We start from the raw sequence: 16,858 nt of genomic DNA on the forward strand, positions 1-16,858 counted from the left end.
CCGGTTAAAACCAGTGTTCATTTTCTATACTAATCATAGTCCTCATCATCCATTTCGTCAATGATTCGGATTTTTTCTTTCAGAAACTCAATTTTCTCCTGTGTACTCTGTATCTTTTTGGTCACATCATCAATCAGCGATTCGGCATTTTTGGTATTGGCAAAGAAACCGATGTTGTTATTCAGCAGGGCCAGGTCGCTTTCCATCTGCTTCAGCTTGATCACATACTTATCACGTTCGAAGCGCATTTTATTTTGCCCTTTGGAGGTAACCGAAAAGTTTGACATTTTATTCTTGAATTTCAGCAGGTTTCGTTTCTGATCATCAATTTTCAGGTGGTCAAAATGAATATTGATGGCATCGCGGAACTCATTCTGGACTTTATCCTTGTCTTTGAAGGGAACATGTCCGATCTCGGTCCACCGCCGCTGAAAATCTTTCATTTGTTCCAGGTCGGCGTCTTCATCTTTCGTCAAAACATAATCCTTGATCTCTTTAATCAATGATTTCTTAAGCCTCAGGTTCTCAACCTGGTCATGATCGACCGACGAGAAATGGATTGATTTCTGTTCGAAGAAGTAATCACAGGCCGCGCGGAACCGTTTCCAGATCAGGTCGGACTGTTTTCGGGGCACGGGGCCAATTTCCTTCCATTTCTTCTGAATGCGGATAAATTCATCGGTTGTTTTTTTCCAATCGGTACTGTCTTTCAGCGATTCGGCCTGCATGCACAAATCGGCCTTCATTTGCATGTTATTTTGCTGAAATTCTTTGTTTTGTGCATAAAATTCGCGTTTGGCATCAAAAAACTGATCGCAGGCGCTGCGAAAGCGGTCGTAAATGCGGTTATTGTCTTTTTTTGGCGCAAAACCGATGGTTCGCCAAACCTTCTGCAATTCAATCAACTCACGCGACTTATCATCCCAGTCTTTGTGGGTCAGTAATTCGGCGCCGGCAATTTCTTCCGCTTTTTCACACAAGGCGGCTTTAGCTTCCAGATTTTTCTTTTGATCGTCTTTCCTGTCTTCAAAATACTCCTGGTGTTTTTTATTAATAATGGATGTCGCCGCTTTAAACCGTTCCCACAACTCATCCTTCTTATCGCGCGGCACCGGTCCGATTTCGCGCCATTGTTCGTGATATTTCTGCAGAATGTTGAACGCTTTTATCACCGATGGTTCGACCAATAATTCCTCGGCCTTTTCGCACAAACCGATTTTGGCTTCCATGTTTTTTTTCAGGTCCAGGTCGCGCAGCTCTTTATTTATCTTGATATAGTCGTAGAAATTCTCGACATGATGATGGTATGTTTCCCAAAGATCTTTCAGTTTCGATTGCGGAACCAGGCCCGTATCCCTCCATTTCTGCTGCAAATCCCTGAATTCCTGGAAAGTTTTATTGATTGACTCCTTCCGGTTTACCAACGATTTTATTTCCTCGATGATATCGTACTTAATCTGAAGATTCTGTTCTTTTTCTTCGTCCATCTGTTTACCATGCTCATTTTTCAGCTGACGATATTCTCTCAACAGGTTTTTTAAATCTTCTTCATAAGGCGCATTCGCCGAAACAAATTCGCTTTCGTCGCCGCCGGCCTCCAGAAAAGTGGCCTTTTCAAGGTCGAAGTTGGCCTTGTGTATCCTGTAGAAATTGATTTTTATCCGGTCAACTTCTTCTTTGATATCTTCATCGGTTGGCGATGTAAGCAAGGCCCGCAAGGCATTAATCAGTTCAACTTCCGAATACCCGGAGTAATCAATCTTTCCTTTAGCCACAACGGCATTGGCCGTTTCTTCGTCCAGTTCATCTTCATCCGGTTCCGCCGGTTGCTCAGGCTGATCAACTGCATCCGGGCCTGTTTCTGCCCCGGAGCTTACTTCGGCAGTCTCTTCTTCAGCCCGGATTTCCTCTTCACCGGTTTGTTCAGCTTCCTGCCCCGAAACCGGCTCAGAAACCTCAGGCGTGGGCTCTGCGTCAGAAGCTTGCTCCGGTTCTTCCACTGTGTCACGGGCTTCTTCATCCCCGGCGACTGCTTCCGCCGGTTCGGCCTCATGTTGAATTTCTTCCCCGACATGTTCACCTTCCCGGATGATCACCGGTTCAGAAACTTCCGGCACGAGATCCGCTTCGGAAGTGTTTTCAGGTTCAGGACTCAGCGCCAGGCTTTCTGCGGACGTAGCAGTAACATCGTTTTTTTCCGGTGTTACATTTAACTCATCATTTGAGTTTTTCAGATCTTTAGGTTCCATGTGACAATATATTTAAATTACCGGGTAATTTCCAGAGATTTAAGTTCACTAAGTTACGAAAATATAATTTTCGGCACGAATACTCAAGCAAAACAACGAATAATTCTGCAAAACATACGTAATAAACAAAAAAATAAGCTGCTCCCTTGCGAAAACAGCTTATTGTCCTAAACCCTAAAAATTACCTTATGCAATTTCGATTTGCCGCGTCTGCAATTGTTCTTCTTCTTTTTTGGAAACCGTAACCTTTAAGATACCGTTTTTAAAACCGGCATTTATTTTTTCCGGATCCAGCTTTTCCGACAACTTGAACTTCTTTTCGAAATTCCCGGGTTTAAATTCCACGCGTGCGTATGTTACCTTCTGATTTCCTTCATTCTCCACTTCACCCTTAATGATTAACAGATCTTTTTCAACCGAGATTTTAATCTGCTCTTTTTCGTAACCGGGAACAGATAACTCAATCGCTACATGATCTTCTTGGTCATAAAGATTGGTTGCTGGCTGGTTCGTCAACTCCTTTCTATCGAAACGGTCAGTCTGATAATTCTGACTGAAAAAATCATTCAGCAAGCGATCAACAGCATTGACATGATAAACCGGGTTCATTGTTAATAGTTTCATTTTTATTTCCTCCTGTAAAATTTTAATTGTTTTTCGTTATTTCGGTTTACCCCGGTCAAGTTCTGTTCCAGACCTGATTTTCTGACTTTTTCCCGGAAGATTGGTTAATTACCGTGCCATTATTTCCGAAATTAATCATCAATGCAAGCCACATTGTCATCTTATGTACTTTTCTGCATGTTTTATCTTCCCAAAAGCCCGTCGTGAATCCGGCAAATGTTGTTACTTTTGCAAAAAAAATATTGTATGCGTATTGATATTCTCACCGTCGTGCCCGAATTACTTCAAAGCCCGTTTAACCATTCCATTCTGAAACGGGCCAAAGAAAAAGGTTTAGCAGAAATACATGTCCACAACATCCGCGATTTTTCGACTGACAAGCACCGGAAGACCGATGATTATGCCTTTAGCGGAGGTGCCGGAATGGTGATGACCATTCAGCCCATTGAGGCAGCCATTGAACACCTGAAGGCTCAGCGCGAATACGATGAGATTATCTATACAAGCCCTGACGGCGAAGTGTTTAGCCAACGCACAGCCAACCAGTTGTCTCTTTATAAAAACATCATCATCCTGTGTGGTCATTACAAGGGAGTTGACCAGCGCGTACGCGATCATTTGATCACCCGCGAGATTTCGATCGGAGATTATGTACTGACTGGCGGCGAACTTGCCGCCGCGGTGATTGCCGACAGTATTGTCCGGCTGATTCCGGGCGCCATGTCGGATGAAACCTCCGCCCTGACCGACTCGTTCCAGGACAACCTGCTCAGCCCGCCGGTTTACACGCGCCCTGCCGATTACAAGGGGTGGAAAGTTCCCGAAATCCTGCTTAGCGGAAACGACAAGCAGGTAAATGAGTGGAAAGAACGCCAGGCTTATGAACGTACCCGGCAGCTTCGCCCCGATTTACTGGAAAAACACGATTAAGACCTGCGGCATATCAAATTGTACGCGCAGGACTGGCATTTTTGGCTGTCTTCGGTTTGATCGTAGCGGTTGTCCGGGCTGAATATCTCGTGCAACAACTCATCGAGGCTCGCCGTAAAGCCGTCAGCCAGCCCGCTGTAATTGACGGTATTTCCTTTTTGCTTTACCGAAGGGTCAAAACCCTCATCGAAAAACCGGTCGATCTTATAAATGGTTGGCCAGATGGATTGCTCGCCCGTGCTGCGCCTGAATATTTCGGAATACACCAGGGTCTGAAAAATTTCTTTCGGGCGGCTCTTGTTTTTCCGGTTATAAAAATCGGCAAATTCATTAAACTTAAGCGCCAGGTTGCGGCCGGTTTTGTAATCAATCATCCGGACTCCCTCCCGCCCCCGGTCAATCCGGTCGACGATGCCCCCCAGTTTAATGGTATGTTCTCCGTCGTCTGCCTTTAACCGGAATTCAGCCTCGTAATTACCTTCCAGATCCAACACCGAAAAGGGGGTGAAAGCCTGGTCGTTTTCGAGCATGCGTTCCAGGTAAGTATGCAAATTACCGGCAATCAGCCTGTTTTTGCCCGTTATTTTTACATCTTTCAAATCTTTGTCCTTATAATATTCGCGGGCAAAGGCCGAATGAATGGCTTTCCCGATTTTATTTTTATCGGTTATCAGCGCATGCAGATTTTCGCGGTTCACTTCTTTTCCCTTAAATGCCGAATAAATCAGCTCTGCCGCGTAATGGAACAAATTTCCGAACAACCGCGGGTCTACATCTTCGGTCAGTTCATCGGCTTCGCGGATATTTGCCACATGCCTGAAATAAAACTTCAGTTTACAATCGAGGTAAGTATTGAGGGCGCTCGGGCTCAGCCTCTTTTCGGCATATTGGCTCAACAGCCGTTGCTGGTGTGTTTTGGTTCCCTGAACCGCAATCGGCTCAGACACGGACGCTTTAAAATCGAAATCGAACTGATAGAATTCAGGCTTCACGCCCGAATCGTACAACAGTTGAAACAGGTACCGGCTCATTTCGCCGGTATTCATCCCGTCGCCGGAAGAATCATACACCAGAACAACTTCTTCGGCCCGGTGAATGAGGCGATAGAAATAATACGCGTACATCGCGTCCTGCTCTTCGTATGCCGGTAAGCCAAAGGCTTTACGCAGGTTGTAAGGGATAAACGAATGAACGGCCGAGGTTTTGGGCAACTTCCCTTCGTTCACCGAAAAAAGAACCAGCTTTTTAAAGTCAAGGTTCCGGGTTTCGAGCACCCCCATCACCTGTAAACCGGAGAGCGGCTCTCCTTCAAAAGGAATATTAATCCGTTGCAGATGTTGCAGCAGAATCCGGTAAAAAAGCGATAACGATATGGCATCGGCGTAATACATGCCGAGGGTACCTGCCAGACGTTGAACAGCTAAAAACACCTGGTACAGGTACTCCGGTTCGAGCCTGACAGGACTGTCATCGCGCTGCGGAAAACCAACGGCCAGCTTTCGCACGATTTCCATAAAATAAACCGCGTAATCGCGCCAGTTTTCCTGACGGCTAAAGATCAATTCCAACAAGTCATCCTTTCTCAGATCGGCTGTTCGGACATAAATTTTGTTTTGCTGATGAATTTCGCGGACAAGTTTTGTTCGTTCTGAGCGGGCAATTAATTGGTGATTTAATACCGCCAGTACCGGGCGAAAATAAAATCCGTCGTCTCCGTCCACCTTGCGGAAATTTTTCTGCAAATCGATCAAACTGTAAATCAAACTGTAAACGGGCGTATTTTGCAGCGGGTATCCCATCGTGATGTTTATACTGCTGAAACGGGAACCGGCAGCCGAGACGACCGGCACCAACAGGTTTTCATCAGCCAGTACCAGTGCGGCTTCATCAAAGCGAACCTCTCCGCCCGGATCAGTCAGAAATTGCTTTTGGTTGACTATCTGGGCCTGCGCTACTTGTCCCGGAACCGAAACCAGCTTAATCTTTTTGGGCGGCTGCATTTCGGTATCGGGGGAAAAATCGTCTGGCGCCGGAAACTCAACCAGGTTTTTTCGAATGAATAAACCGGCTTCGTGGGCCGGGTCGTTGACAAAAGCCGCATCATAATCCCAGAAAAAATCGCCTTTTCCGGCCGCCTTAAACAGCCGGAATAACTTGTTCTCGCAACTGTTCAACGCGTTAAAACCAACAAACACATGCCGGTCCATGCCGGCAATCAGGTCCTGTTGCGTTTGTAGTTTCTCAACCAGGTCGCGGTAAACCAATCCGCTGTATCCCTGTTGTTCGGCCAGTAATTCGTTCCGGAAACGATGATAAATCCCAGCCAGTTTATTCCATATTTTTAAAAATTTTTCACGGTTTACCGAAGCTCCTGCCTTTCCCAAATTTCCCCAGAATAACTCAATAGCCAGTTTTTGTTCGGGGGTTAGATACTCAAACCGGCTTTCTATTTCTTTTAAGTCGGCGATATTCCGAAACAGGTCGTCAGCATCCAGCAGGTATTTATCAACATCATTGAAATCATTCAGCAGTATTTCGCCCCAAAAATAAAAATCATCAAGTTCCTCTAAATGACCCGTTTCTTCGCGGTAAATCCGGTGCAGGCGCAAAATCAGGTTGATTTGGTCTGATATTTGCAAACCCGACAGCTGTGAAACGAGTTCATTGATGGTTATCACCCCGGGGCCAAGCGCAGGCCGTTCAACCAAATCATTCAAATACGCGTTAAAAAAGACGCCTGAACGGCGGCTTGGAAATACAACCGATAGACGATTGAGCGACTCGCCATGTTTCCGGTAAAGAAAACCGGCAACCTGTTGCAGAAATGGATTCATGAATTGATATTTTTGTTAAAGATAATACTTAATTTTAGCTCAGCGGAACAGAATGAATAAACAACCGGATAGAAGGATTTAATACAAATCAGTCATACTTCAAACAGACAATTTAAAAACAGAAACAATGAAAACAATTTATTTAATCATGGCAGCGCTGCTATTCAGCAATTTCGCCATAGCTCAACCAATGGCTAACCCAATCGAATCGACTCCTTACATCGAAGTGACCGGCGAACATGAAATGGAAATTGAACCGGATGAGATCTATCTGCAATTTACCTTGAAAGAACGTTACGACGGGAAAGAAAAGATAGAACTGGACAAACTGGAGAAAACGCTGAAACAGTTGCTCCAGAAAAACAACTTCGGTCTGGATAAGCTGTCGCTGGCAGATGCCAATGCGGATTTCATCACGATCAAACGGAAGAAAAAGGACGTACTTTCGTCAAAATCCTATGTCATGAAAGTCGCATCGACCGGGGAACTCACCAGGCTAATAAACATACTGGACGAGGTAGAAGCGCTCAACGCTGCCGTAAGCCGCGTAGACCACAGTCAAATGGAGAAACTGAAGAAAGAAGTAAAGATTCTGGCTGTAAAAAATGCCCGCGAAAAAGCAGAATACCTGCTCGGGGCCATTGACGAAGAAGTTGGCCGCCCCCTGTTTTTACAGGAAAGAGAAAGTTACATTCAACCTTATGTTCGTAAAGTTGCCATGGAAAGCTTTGCAATGGATCAGACCACTGCGGACACGGAAGAAGAAATATCATTCCAAAAGATTAAACTGAACTATAAGGTTTTTGCCCGGTTCGCGATAAAATAATCCGTATTTAGCCGAATCCTTTGATTCGCCGGGGTGGCAGTTGTCCGGTTGTTTACTTGTTACGGGCAGTTGCCACTTCTTCTTTGGTTACCGGGCCGAGCTGATTGCCAAAACTGGAGCGTACATACGAAATGACATCTGCCAACTCCTGATTGCTCAGGTGATCGTGAGGAACCATGATGTTGTTGTACTCGACTCCGTCAATCTTAATTTTGCCGGTCATCCCCCGCAACATTAGCGTGATGAACTGCTGTTTATCTTCGATGTACTTATTTGGCGTCAGCGGCGGAAATACGCCATAAACACCCGAGCCGTCGGCCTGGTGACAGATTTTGCAGTGCTGGTTGTACACTTGTTGCCCCGGATGAGGCCTGCTTTTCGCCGGTATTCCCGAATTATCTTCGCTTTTTTCAGCCAGTTCCGACGTGTCGAGCGCCTGCGGTTTTTCAGTTTTTTCCGAATCGCCACAGCTAAAATTGAACAAACCAAAAGCAAGGAGTATCAAAAAAAATTGTCGTTTCATCTGGATGTGTTTTCTGTTTTCGTTCCCGGTGACCTTCATCGTGAGCCAAATCAGTCACCCCAATAAAGAACCGGGTTGATTAGTTTTTGTTCAGTAAAAACCGGAAATAAGAGAAAAAGCCGCGTTGAAATTAGCTATTTCGCCGCCAGGTAAAAAATGGCCTGTTTGATCAATCTCCGGAAATTTTCGTCACGATAGCTTTGTTGATCATGACCGGGCTGAATGTAAATGATGGTTGACGCTTCATAACTGTTTTCCCAGGCAATAAACGGAGCGCTGCCCGGATGGGTGGTTTGCAGCAAGGGTTTAACCGATGGTAAGATCATCAAGTTGCCGTAAACTTCATCAAACAAAACAAAATCAGTCAGCCCTTTGGTGACCGGATGCTCGTCAATCAACACCCTGACCGGCACAGATGTATCATGTTGGTAGGTAGAATACCCGTTTGCCGGATGACCGGGATATCGCGTCTCATCATAATAACGTCCACCAATAATCTGCTCAAATTCGTCCCATTGCTGGTACGAAACCAGGGCGTGGTGCAAAAACAACACCGGTTTCCCCGATTTCAACAGGCCGAGAAAAGCAGCCTTCTCTTCATCACTGATTTCCTGATACATATCGTAAAATACCAGCACATCAAATTCATCTGCTTCTCCGCTGAGCATCATTTGGTTGGCTTTCGGTTGTACCGCTTCAACCCAGCTGATTCCGTCAATCGAACCGAACAGTTCGAAAAACGGGGCCCGCTCGAAACTATGCCCGCCGGTAACAATTAATACCTTCAGGTTCCCGGAATAACCGGAGCTGACCATGGCCAACAGGGAAAAAATGAAAAATAACGATTTCATACGCCGGAAGATGGAATTAAATTCAACTATTTTCGTTTTAAATGTATCATTTTTATGTGGAATTACTTTCTTTTACTTTGAAGAAGAAACTATTTTAGCAATTTTTACAGCAGTTTACAGCATACCTTAGTCACCTTAACCGTCCGGCTATGTTCAGGATCAAACAATCAAAAAGACGAAAATTAATCCGCTGGTTAACAGTCGCGATTTTTCTTTTGATGGCTGGTTGCGCCGGTTATTTGTCCATCTATTCAAAAAATATCATCCGCCAAAGGGTTAACACCTACGTGTTAAATGCGACCAACCACGAATATTCGCTTTCGTTTTCGGGAATCCGCACCAGCATTTGGAGCCGGAGTATCAGCATCGACGCACTGGAACTGATTCCGCTAAAAAGTGAGGGAAAACATTATTATTTTTCGGCAAAAGAAATCAAAGTCATCGGTATATCCGGGAGTTCGCTTCTTTTCGATCAGGAACTGATCATTCAGCGAATCAGCATCCGTGAGCCCGAATTCGAACTTCACGACGCCGATAGCCTTTCTGCTGAAGAGATTGAAAAAAATGATCTGTTTGATAAACTGCAACCTTTTTTCGGCAACAAGCTCAATTCGGTTTCCATCGGCGAAATCAGGCTTTTGCAGGCAAAAGCGAACCAATACACGCAGGTAGCCGACAGTTCGGTGTTTCATTCGATCAGCGACTTTAACATCGTGGTCGAAGATTTTTACCTCGACCAATCGGTCCTGGCCAAACGGCAGGAATTGTTCCGGGCCGGCGAAATCTATTTCCAGATACAGGATTACAGACGGATCATGGGTGATCAGCTTCATCGCCTGCACGTGGACGAACTCATTTATTCCATTCAAAACAAAACCATCCGCGGGAAAAATATCAGCCTCTCTCCCATCCGCGAATCCGATCACCTGAAAACACGGTACTGGATTGAAGTGCCTGAAATCAGGCTGAAATCGGGAAACCTGCGGTCGATTATTGAGGGAGACAGCCTGAAAGTTGACTCGCTGCAGCTATTGCAGGCCAACATCCGGGTGAAGCCTCCGCGATATGCCGACGGACTCAATCTTCGAAAAATCAGCGACTTTGATCTGTACCAGTTGTTTCGGGACGATTTCAGCCGGATTACAATTAGCCGCCTGATCCTTGAAAGCCGGAAATTACGGTTTGAATCGAGAACAGCCGACGAAGATTTGTTTCAGGAATTCACAAACATACGGGTTGAGGGCGAGAATTTTGAACTGGACTCCACTGCGTACCTGCGCGAGGACAAAATCCTCTATTCCGACGATTTTGTACTGACCGTCGGATCGTATCAACTGCGGCTGAATGACAAGGTTCACCGCTTCGAAGCAAAAAACATCACCGCTTCAAGCGCCGAAAAGCTGATCAAAGCCGAAAACCTTCAGCTGATCCCGGCCGGCGAACGGAAAGAATTACCCGCAACAGTTCGCTTAAGCTGCGACAGCATCCGTTTTCTTTCGGTCGATCTGGCCCGTTTGTTCCATCACCGGGAAATGCCCTTACAGGAAATTTCGGCCTTTAAACCCGAAGTCAATATTCAGCAATTTCGCGATGCCGCCGAAAAAAACAGGGATCACACGAGCCTGCTCTATCATTTTATTGGCGACTACATCAAAGGGATTTATGCCCAGGTGATCGCCATCGATCAGGGTCATTTCCAAATCTCGGACCTGCGAAACCAACAGGACTCCGGTCATATTGAAGCATCGTTCAACTTTCGTCTGACTGATTTTTCGCTGGATTCGGTGAGCGCCCGCCGGACCGACAAGCTTTTTTATGCCACCAACCTCGAATTAAGTTTCCGCGATTATCAAATGAAATTGGCCGACCAGCTCCATAAACTCGAAATCGCCCGCCTGGAAGCATCGAGCATACAAAAGCTGGTGAGCATAAGCGGTTTTCATCTGTACCCCGAAACAAGCGACAACCCGGAAACTACGCTCCGACGGCTTAACCGCAGCGAACGCTACCGGATAAAAATACCTTCGGTTTATTTGCGAAATACCGACATTCACCACGCCTTTTTTGAGAAAAAACTCAATATCAACAACATATCCATCGTCAAACCCGAAATTTATTACGAAGTTTTTGCCCGGCTGAAAAAATCGGATAATGAGTTTAATCCGGAAGAACTGTATGAACTGCTGAACAACTATATTGAACACATCGAGATCGGCGGGATTAACGTAACCAACGGGGCCATCCGCTTTGTGAACCACAGCCGGAAAGGAAAAACCATCGACCTGACCAACAAGTTTAGTGTAAAACTCGACCGTTTTGTCCTCAACGACAACGAGCTGAAAAAAAACCGGTTATTTTTTGCCGATGAGTTCGAATTACGCATCATGGACCACCTGTTTAAACTGTCGGATAATGTGCATTTGCTGAGGGCCAAAGAAATCAGCCTGGGCTCCAAAGATTCGACCATGACGATTTCAAATGCCCTCCTCTACCCCAACATTGCCAGCGCTGAATTCAACAGCATGCCCTGGCACATCCAGGTAAACATTCCGAAAGTAAAACTGAACGGTGTAAACCCGGAGCAGGTCTATTTCAACCAGGTACTTAAAGTGCGTGATTTACAGATCGATTCGCCAACCATAGAAATATACCGGAACGGGAAACCATCCGGAAAATTTAACTTTAAAGACCTCACGGTCCCGCTTCCGGAAGAAATGAAAGAACTGAGTATCCGGAAAGTTGCGCTGACAAACGGGAAATTAAAGATTTACAATACCGACCGGTTTAATCAACAGCAAATCGCCGGTTCGGACCTTAATTTTTCGATTGACGGCGCCAGCCTGAAACGTCCGGAAAATATAAAAACCGCCAGGTTTACATCGGACAATATCGAAACGAGCCTCTCTGCATTAAAGCTGACACCCGAAAAAGTCCCCTATACGATTGGGGTGGAAACCGTAAACTATTCTTCCGCAAAAAAGCAACTTAGCTTCACGAATTTAGACATCCAATCGACCCGCGACGGCGACGACCGCACCATTTCGTCCATCCAAATGCCGGTTTTGCGTTTTGAACAACTGGACCCGGTGGACGCCTTTCAGGACAATCGCTTTCATGCACAACTTATCCGGATGGCCAAGCCCGTGTTCAGGCTAAATATAACCGACCAGGAACAGGATGGTAACCCGTTTTATCTGAAACTTCCGGCCGATCTGCAACAGGTGATGGATGAATTGTCGGCCGAAAAGGTGATCGTTGAGGATGCCGGTTTCTATATTTCTGCAAAAAAAGAAAAAATCAGCCATCAGCATGTCGATATCACCCTGGATCAATTCAGCCTGGACAGCACCCTGTCAGAAAAACCGTTTGGCGCAAAAACATTGAGCATTGTAAAAAGAGACCACCGCTTTACAGATCAGAAACGATGGTACGACTTCGTGATCGATAAAATCTCGTACAGCGGAACTGACAACCGGATGAGCTTTTCCGGGATCGAAATAAAACCGAGGTATTCCAAAGACGATTATCAACGAATCATCCCTTTCCAGGCAGACTATTACTCGGGAAAGATCGGCCACATTGATTTTTCGGGAATCGATATCGACCGCTGGTTTGATAAAAAAGAATTTACCGGGCGCCTGGTCCTGATCAACAGCGCCCAGGTCAATATTTACCGCGACAAGCGAAAAGAATTTAACGAAAAACAACGTCCGCCCATGCCGCAGCAACTCGTCAGGGAGTTTGAACTGCCGTTTTATTTCGACACGGTAAAACTGCTGAATTCCGACATTTCGTATGCCGAACAACTTGAAAATATGCCTGCCCCTGGTTTGGTGAAGTTTGGAAAGCTGAACGGAAAAATTTACCCGTTTACGAACCTGCCCTACCTTATCAATACCCGTCCGGAAGTCAGATTCGACGCTTCGGCCTGGCTGATGAACGAGAGCGAGCTGAAAGTAAACATGACCTTCAATATGAATTCAGACAGGCACCGGTTTCATGTTTCGGGCCGGTTGTCGCCTTTCGACATGCGAATGCTGAACCCAATCACCGAAAACAACGCTTTGATTTTGGTCCGTTCGGGACAGGTAAACCGTTTTGACTTTGAGTTTAACGCCGACGAAGACAAAGCAAGCGGGAAACTCAGGTTTGCATACGACGACCTGAAAGTTTCTATCCTGGAACAAAAAGACGGCGACACCAAAGAAGCCAAATTTGCCAGTTTCATGGCCAACAGCCTGATGTTGAAATCGAAAAACCCACGGACACGCATCCTGCTCCCGGATGACATTTATTTTGAGCGGGACAAGCAACGGTCAATCATCAACTACTGGTGGAAATCGGTTTTCAGCGGGGCAAAAAACACCTTTCGCATCAAAGACGAGAAAGAAGAATAATTATGCTCCCTTTGTCGGGCTGACTTTCCGAATGCGGTAAGGCGTTTTGTGCTGCGACTCATAATAGGTACGCATCTGCATTTCGGCTACCAGTCCCATCGTGATAAACTGGAGGCCGGCTACCACCAACAGCAATCCCAGAATCAGTAAAGGTTTCCCCCAGATATCCTGCCCGAAAAGTTTCAGGATCAACAAATACAGGTTAATCAAAAAGCCCAATCCCAAAGTAATTATCCCCAGGCCACCGAAAAAGTGCATCGGCCGTTGCATATATTTTTTGAAAAACAGCATCAGCAACAAGTCGTTAAACACGCGTGTTGTCCGGCTCAGGTTGTATTTTGATTTGCCAAACTCTCGCGCGCGGTGGTTCACGTCAACCTGGGTCAGCCGGGTGGAACCTTCGAGAGCCAGCAGCGCCGGGATAAACCGGTGTAACTCGCCATAAATATGAATGGACTTTATGGCTTCGTTGGTGAAAACTTTCAGGGTACAACCCAAATCTTTCATTTTGATCCCTGTGGATTCGCGAATAATATAATTAGCAATTTTACTCGGTATTTTACGCAAAAAAGCGCCGTCTTTTCGGTTTGCGCGTACACCGGCGACCATGTCCCATTCCCCTTCCCGGCAGATTCTCAACATCATCGGGATATCAGCCGGGTCATTTTGGAGGTCACCGTCAAGCAGGACAACGTAAGCTCCTGATGCTTGATCTATCCCGGCCTGCAGGGCCGAACTTTGTCCGTAATTCCGTTTCAGTTCCACCAAAATAAACCGTTCGTCAGCAATGGCCCGGATTTCTTCGCGGGTACTGTCGGTTGAACCGTCGTCAACAAAAACTGCCTCAAAATCATAGCCCGACAGGGCGGCCTTAATTTGTTCACTTAAGGGCCTGATGTTTAACTCCTCGTTGTACACACAAATAACCAGACTCAATTCCTTCATACGCTTCACTTAACGTTCTTAATTCGTTCTGTCAAGATTCAATTGCTTTACTCTGCTGCGAATTTATAAAAAGGTATTTAGAAAACATTCTTTTTCAATTAAATCAGATGTCCACCCTGATAAAACGATGAAAAATCAGGACAAAGGACAGAGCGTCATGATCATGATCCTTATGGAGACAAATTTCCCGTCCGATCCAACAAAAATCAGGAGATTTTCTATCGGACTAAGTATCAGCCATCTATGCGAATACTCCGAAATACGGGCATTTCCTGTTTTTTTTGGTAAGTCAAGTCTGTTATTTGATCAGCCAAAAAACCCATTTGAAAAGCCAAAGCCCAAAACAGGCCGTTTTGACGGTTTAGCATAAGAACAAACCGCCTGAAACAGCCGTTAAATGACGTAACTTGTATCACATAAATATGGATATTCACTTAACTTTAAATACCATGAAAAATTTGAATTCTTTTATTGTAAAAACAGTACTTTCCCTTGCAGTTGTTTCCTTCGCCTTTGTCGGATGTCAGAAACCCGATAAATTAATAGACGGCGTTGCCGGCCTTGAAAAAGAAAAAGGGAAACCGATTCCGTCAGAATCGAGTTGTGCCGATTACCTGGTCGACCTGAATGTCACCCAGAACGCCGGTTCAACCGAATTTGTATGGACCATCATCAATCCAAACCCGGGAAACGGGAAAAACGGAACCTTGCAAAACCTCTCACACTGGGGATTCTCAGCTGCCGGATGTGAAGATCCTGCTTTAAACCTGGAAAACAACTGGTCAGACGTTCTGGCTGCCTACTATTTTGATTATTCATTAGGCGAATGGGTCGAAATACTTCCTACTCCCGAAGTAAAACCGGATCCATCCATGAGCGCCTGCACAAACGACCCGATGGTGAAATATGACTATGGCACTACCGGCGATCTTCCGTCGCTGTATAAACTGGTACTTGCGGGCCACTGGGGCACATCGAAGGTCACAGGTTATTTCAAGTCGGGAGCCAATACCGGCTGCTGCGAATTTCAGATTGACGGCATCGGTTGTAAAGATGAAGATTCACAATGTTCTTTCTCTCAGGGTTTCTTCTTTGCCTCTCCTCATGCCTGGGCGGTTGCAACAGTAACTGTTGGAGGTTTTGAATATACCGAAGCCGAAGGACGCGCTATTTGGAATACATCGAACGCCGGCGGCATCAAAGATTCCAAAAAAGGATTTACCCAGGTTGCAGCCATTAAACTGTCGGGGGTAACCGACGCCCTTGTTCTGGAAAAAGTAGCCATCATTGAAAGCTGGCTGGCCACTGTCGGCAAATTATCTGCTGCCAACCTGCCAAACCAAACAGCTCAGGACATTCTTACCTACGGCGATGCAGCAGCAGCTGCAGGATGGATCGGCGACTGGATTAACGAGAATCACTGCGCCGACGACGATTATGAAGAATAAAATCAGGACTTGATAAAAAACTGACGATTGCGTGAAAGCAGCGGGTTTCGTACCCGTTGCTTTTTTTATTCTGTCAATAATTTTGCTATTTTCAGTTTTTTTATTCAAAACAAGCAGTATGGGTAAGAGCGGGATCTCAGAACACGGACAGGTATTTTACAAAGACGGCTACCGGTTAGGTAAACAAGCCGTGCAGGAAGTAAAAAACGAAACGGCATTTCTGCAACACATTGGCGCCATGTACCAGGCCGTAGACGAACTGATCGATTCGCTGCTTGCTCTGGCCCAAAGGCAACAGGTAACTGTTGACTGCAAAAAGGGATGCGCCTGGTGCTGTCATCAGGCTGTATTTGCCAATTCGTACGAAATACACTACCTCGGGAATTACCTGAAAACCCATTTCGGCCCTGAAGAGCAAACGGAAGTTGTCCGTCATGCGGCCAATAAAAACAAAATCACCGGCTCACTGACCCAAGAAAAAATGCTCAGCTATAAAAGCCCCTGCCCCTTACTCAAAAACGGCGCCTGTGCTGCCTACGCTGCACGCCCGATGGCCTGCCGGATTTACCTTTCGATGGACGTTGGCACTTGTCGCGAGTTTTACCAAAATCCAGACAATCCCGCGAATTTTCCGGCCTTACTCGACTTTCCGCTGCTGGCCGGCAAAATGATGAACGAAGGTTTCATGGCTGCCCTAAAGGAAGAGGGCATTTTTGTGAAGGAATTCCGTCTCGAAGAAGGACTGGAGGCCATTTTAACATCCGGTAGTAATCTTTAAAGCGCCAGTTTCGATTCGAGTTGAACAATCCGGTCCCGCCTTTCCATCGAATAGGTATGGCTTTTATGCTCCACGTAATTCAGCAGCAACAGCGCTTTTTGCAGGTACAGTTCTTTTCGCAGCAGGGTTTCATGTTCCAGGGCATGATCGCCTAACAACTCAAATACCGCAGCCATTTGTTCAAAATGTTCGTTAGCCAGCAAATTTTCATCCATCAGCCCGATAAAACTGCGGTCGTCCAGAAACAGCAGTTCTTCCATATCCCAACCAAACTGAACACAAAAGGCGTCAGCAGCCTCTGTAAACAATTGGTCTTCTTGTCCCTGGTCCTTTTTCTTTTGCAAACGGTCAATCAGTTTGGCAATAAAAAGCCCCAGTTGATGTATTTGGTCGATTAAATAGTCCCTGCGTTCCATAAAGCCGGTATTTTAGTGAATAAATTTATAAAATCCC

General features: G+C 45.8%; 13 protein-coding genes. 6 read left to right on the forward strand and 7 right to left on the reverse strand.

What is annotated here, in order from left to right; translation table 11 throughout:
- Window positions 1-29: 29 nt before the first annotated feature.
- Window positions 30-2,249 carry a DUF349 domain-containing protein gene (locus tag ACOIT5_RS21285; protein WP_423128178.1) on the reverse strand — a complete coding sequence of 740 codons (2,220 nt, stop codon included), beginning with the start codon at window positions 2,247-2,249 and terminating at the stop codon, window positions 30-32.
- A 186-nt stretch (window positions 2,250-2,435) separates the two neighbouring features.
- Window positions 2,436-2,873 carry an Hsp20/alpha crystallin family protein gene (locus ACOIT5_RS21290; protein WP_423128179.1) on the reverse strand — a complete coding sequence of 146 codons (438 nt, stop codon included), beginning with the start codon at window positions 2,871-2,873 and terminating at the stop codon, window positions 2,436-2,438.
- Window positions 2,874-3,119: 246 nt separating this feature from the next.
- Here ACOIT5_RS21290 and trmD point away from each other — a divergent pair, with 246 nt between their 5' ends.
- A complete protein-coding gene (gene trmD / locus ACOIT5_RS21295; RefSeq protein WP_423128180.1) occupies window positions 3,120-3,803 on the forward strand; it encodes a tRNA (guanosine(37)-N1)-methyltransferase TrmD in 684 nt (227 codons plus the stop codon).
- On the opposite strand, the gene ACOIT5_RS21300 is transcribed toward trmD, so the two are convergent.
- Window positions 3,800-6,637 (reverse strand): PD-(D/E)XK nuclease family protein, encoded by a 2,838-nt coding sequence (locus ACOIT5_RS21300; RefSeq protein WP_423128181.1) that lies wholly within the window; start codon window positions 6,635-6,637, stop codon window positions 3,800-3,802. The genes trmD and ACOIT5_RS21300 overlap by 4 nt on opposite strands.
- A 127-nt stretch (window positions 6,638-6,764) precedes the next feature.
- Between ACOIT5_RS21300 and ACOIT5_RS21305 the strand changes: the two genes are divergently transcribed.
- Window positions 6,765-7,463, forward strand: coding sequence for an SIMPL domain-containing protein (locus tag ACOIT5_RS21305; RefSeq protein ID WP_423128182.1), 699 nt, complete (start codon window positions 6,765-6,767; stop codon window positions 7,461-7,463).
- Between the two features lie 52 nt (window positions 7,464-7,515).
- Here ACOIT5_RS21305 and ACOIT5_RS21310 read toward each other — a convergent pair whose 3' ends face one another.
- Complete coding sequence (locus tag ACOIT5_RS21310) at window positions 7,516-7,986, reverse strand: c-type cytochrome (protein ID WP_423128183.1); 471 nt, start codon at window positions 7,984-7,986, stop codon at window positions 7,516-7,518.
- A gap of 134 nt (window positions 7,987-8,120) precedes the next feature.
- On the reverse strand, window positions 8,121-8,837 hold the full coding sequence (locus tag ACOIT5_RS21315) for a ThuA domain-containing protein (protein ID WP_423128184.1): 717 nt from the start codon (window positions 8,835-8,837) through the stop codon (window positions 8,121-8,123).
- A 149-nt stretch (window positions 8,838-8,986) separates the two neighbouring features.
- Between ACOIT5_RS21315 and ACOIT5_RS21320 the strand changes: the two genes are divergently transcribed.
- The gene (locus ACOIT5_RS21320) at window positions 8,987-13,234 is read left to right on the forward strand and encodes a hypothetical protein (RefSeq protein ID WP_423128185.1); all 4,248 of its coding nucleotides are present in this window, start codon (window positions 8,987-8,989) and stop codon (window positions 13,232-13,234) included.
- Here ACOIT5_RS21320 and ACOIT5_RS21325 read toward each other — a convergent pair whose 3' ends face one another.
- The gene (locus ACOIT5_RS21325) at window positions 13,235-14,179 is read right to left on the reverse strand and encodes a glycosyltransferase family 2 protein (protein WP_423128186.1); all 945 of its coding nucleotides are present in this window, start codon (window positions 14,177-14,179) and stop codon (window positions 13,235-13,237) included. It lies immediately after the preceding gene.
- A 127-nt stretch (window positions 14,180-14,306) separates the two neighbouring features.
- On the opposite strand from ACOIT5_RS21325, the gene ACOIT5_RS21330 reads away from it, so the two are divergent.
- The 3 genes from ACOIT5_RS21330 (at window position 14,307) to ACOIT5_RS21340 (ending at window position 16,405) form a co-directional block, all read left to right on the forward strand.
- Window positions 14,307-14,549, forward strand: a complete 243-nt coding sequence (locus tag ACOIT5_RS21330) for a hypothetical protein (protein ID WP_423128187.1) — start codon at window positions 14,307-14,309, stop codon at window positions 14,547-14,549.
- A 79-nt stretch (window positions 14,550-14,628) separates the two neighbouring features.
- On the forward strand, window positions 14,629-15,627 hold the full coding sequence (locus ACOIT5_RS21335) for a hypothetical protein (RefSeq protein ID WP_423128188.1): 999 nt from the start codon (window positions 14,629-14,631) through the stop codon (window positions 15,625-15,627).
- Window positions 15,628-15,745: 118 nt separating this feature from the next.
- Complete coding sequence (locus ACOIT5_RS21340; protein WP_423128189.1) at window positions 15,746-16,405, forward strand: YkgJ family cysteine cluster protein; 660 nt, start codon at window positions 15,746-15,748, stop codon at window positions 16,403-16,405.
- On the opposite strand, the gene ACOIT5_RS21345 is transcribed toward ACOIT5_RS21340, so the two are convergent.
- Window positions 16,402-16,821 (reverse strand): hypothetical protein, encoded by a 420-nt coding sequence (locus tag ACOIT5_RS21345; RefSeq protein WP_423128190.1) that lies wholly within the window; start codon window positions 16,819-16,821, stop codon window positions 16,402-16,404. The two genes, ACOIT5_RS21340 and ACOIT5_RS21345, sit on opposite strands and share 4 nt — an antisense overlap.
- Window positions 16,822-16,858 lie beyond the last annotated feature (37 nt).

The organism is Gaoshiqia hydrogeniformans (genome assembly GCF_049347105.1).
GTDB lineage: Bacteria > Bacteroidota > Bacteroidia > Bacteroidales > Prolixibacteraceae > Gaoshiqia > Gaoshiqia hydrogeniformans.

Coding starts and splice junctions, on each gene's coding strand:
- ACOIT5_RS21290 (WP_423128179.1), bottom strand. CDS start 2,873: ATGAAACTATTAACAATGAACCCGGTTTATCATGTCAATGCTGTTGAT.
- ACOIT5_RS21285 (WP_423128178.1), bottom strand. CDS start 2,249: ATGGAACCTAAAGATCTGAAAAACTCAAATGATGAGTTAAATGTAACA.
- ACOIT5_RS21325 (WP_423128186.1), bottom strand. CDS start 14,179: ATGAAGGAATTGAGTCTGGTTATTTGTGTGTACAACGAGGAGTTAAAC.
- ACOIT5_RS21345 (WP_423128190.1), bottom strand. CDS start 16,821: ATGGAACGCAGGGACTATTTAATCGACCAAATACATCAACTGGGGCTT.
- ACOIT5_RS21340 (WP_423128189.1), top strand. CDS start 15,746: ATGGGTAAGAGCGGGATCTCAGAACACGGACAGGTATTTTACAAAGAC.
- ACOIT5_RS21315 (WP_423128184.1), bottom strand. CDS start 8,837: ATGAAATCGTTATTTTTCATTTTTTCCCTGTTGGCCATGGTCAGCTCC.
- ACOIT5_RS21330 (WP_423128187.1), top strand. CDS start 14,307: ATGAAAAATCAGGACAAAGGACAGAGCGTCATGATCATGATCCTTATG.
- ACOIT5_RS21320 (WP_423128185.1), top strand. CDS start 8,987: ATGTTCAGGATCAAACAATCAAAAAGACGAAAATTAATCCGCTGGTTA.
- ACOIT5_RS21300 (WP_423128181.1), bottom strand. CDS start 6,637: ATGAATCCATTTCTGCAACAGGTTGCCGGTTTTCTTTACCGGAAACAT.
- ACOIT5_RS21305 (WP_423128182.1), top strand. CDS start 6,765: ATGAAAACAATTTATTTAATCATGGCAGCGCTGCTATTCAGCAATTTC.
- trmD (WP_423128180.1), top strand. CDS start 3,120: ATGCGTATTGATATTCTCACCGTCGTGCCCGAATTACTTCAAAGCCCG.
- ACOIT5_RS21310 (WP_423128183.1), bottom strand. CDS start 7,986: ATGAAACGACAATTTTTTTTGATACTCCTTGCTTTTGGTTTGTTCAAT.
- ACOIT5_RS21335 (WP_423128188.1), top strand. CDS start 14,629: ATGAAAAATTTGAATTCTTTTATTGTAAAAACAGTACTTTCCCTTGCA.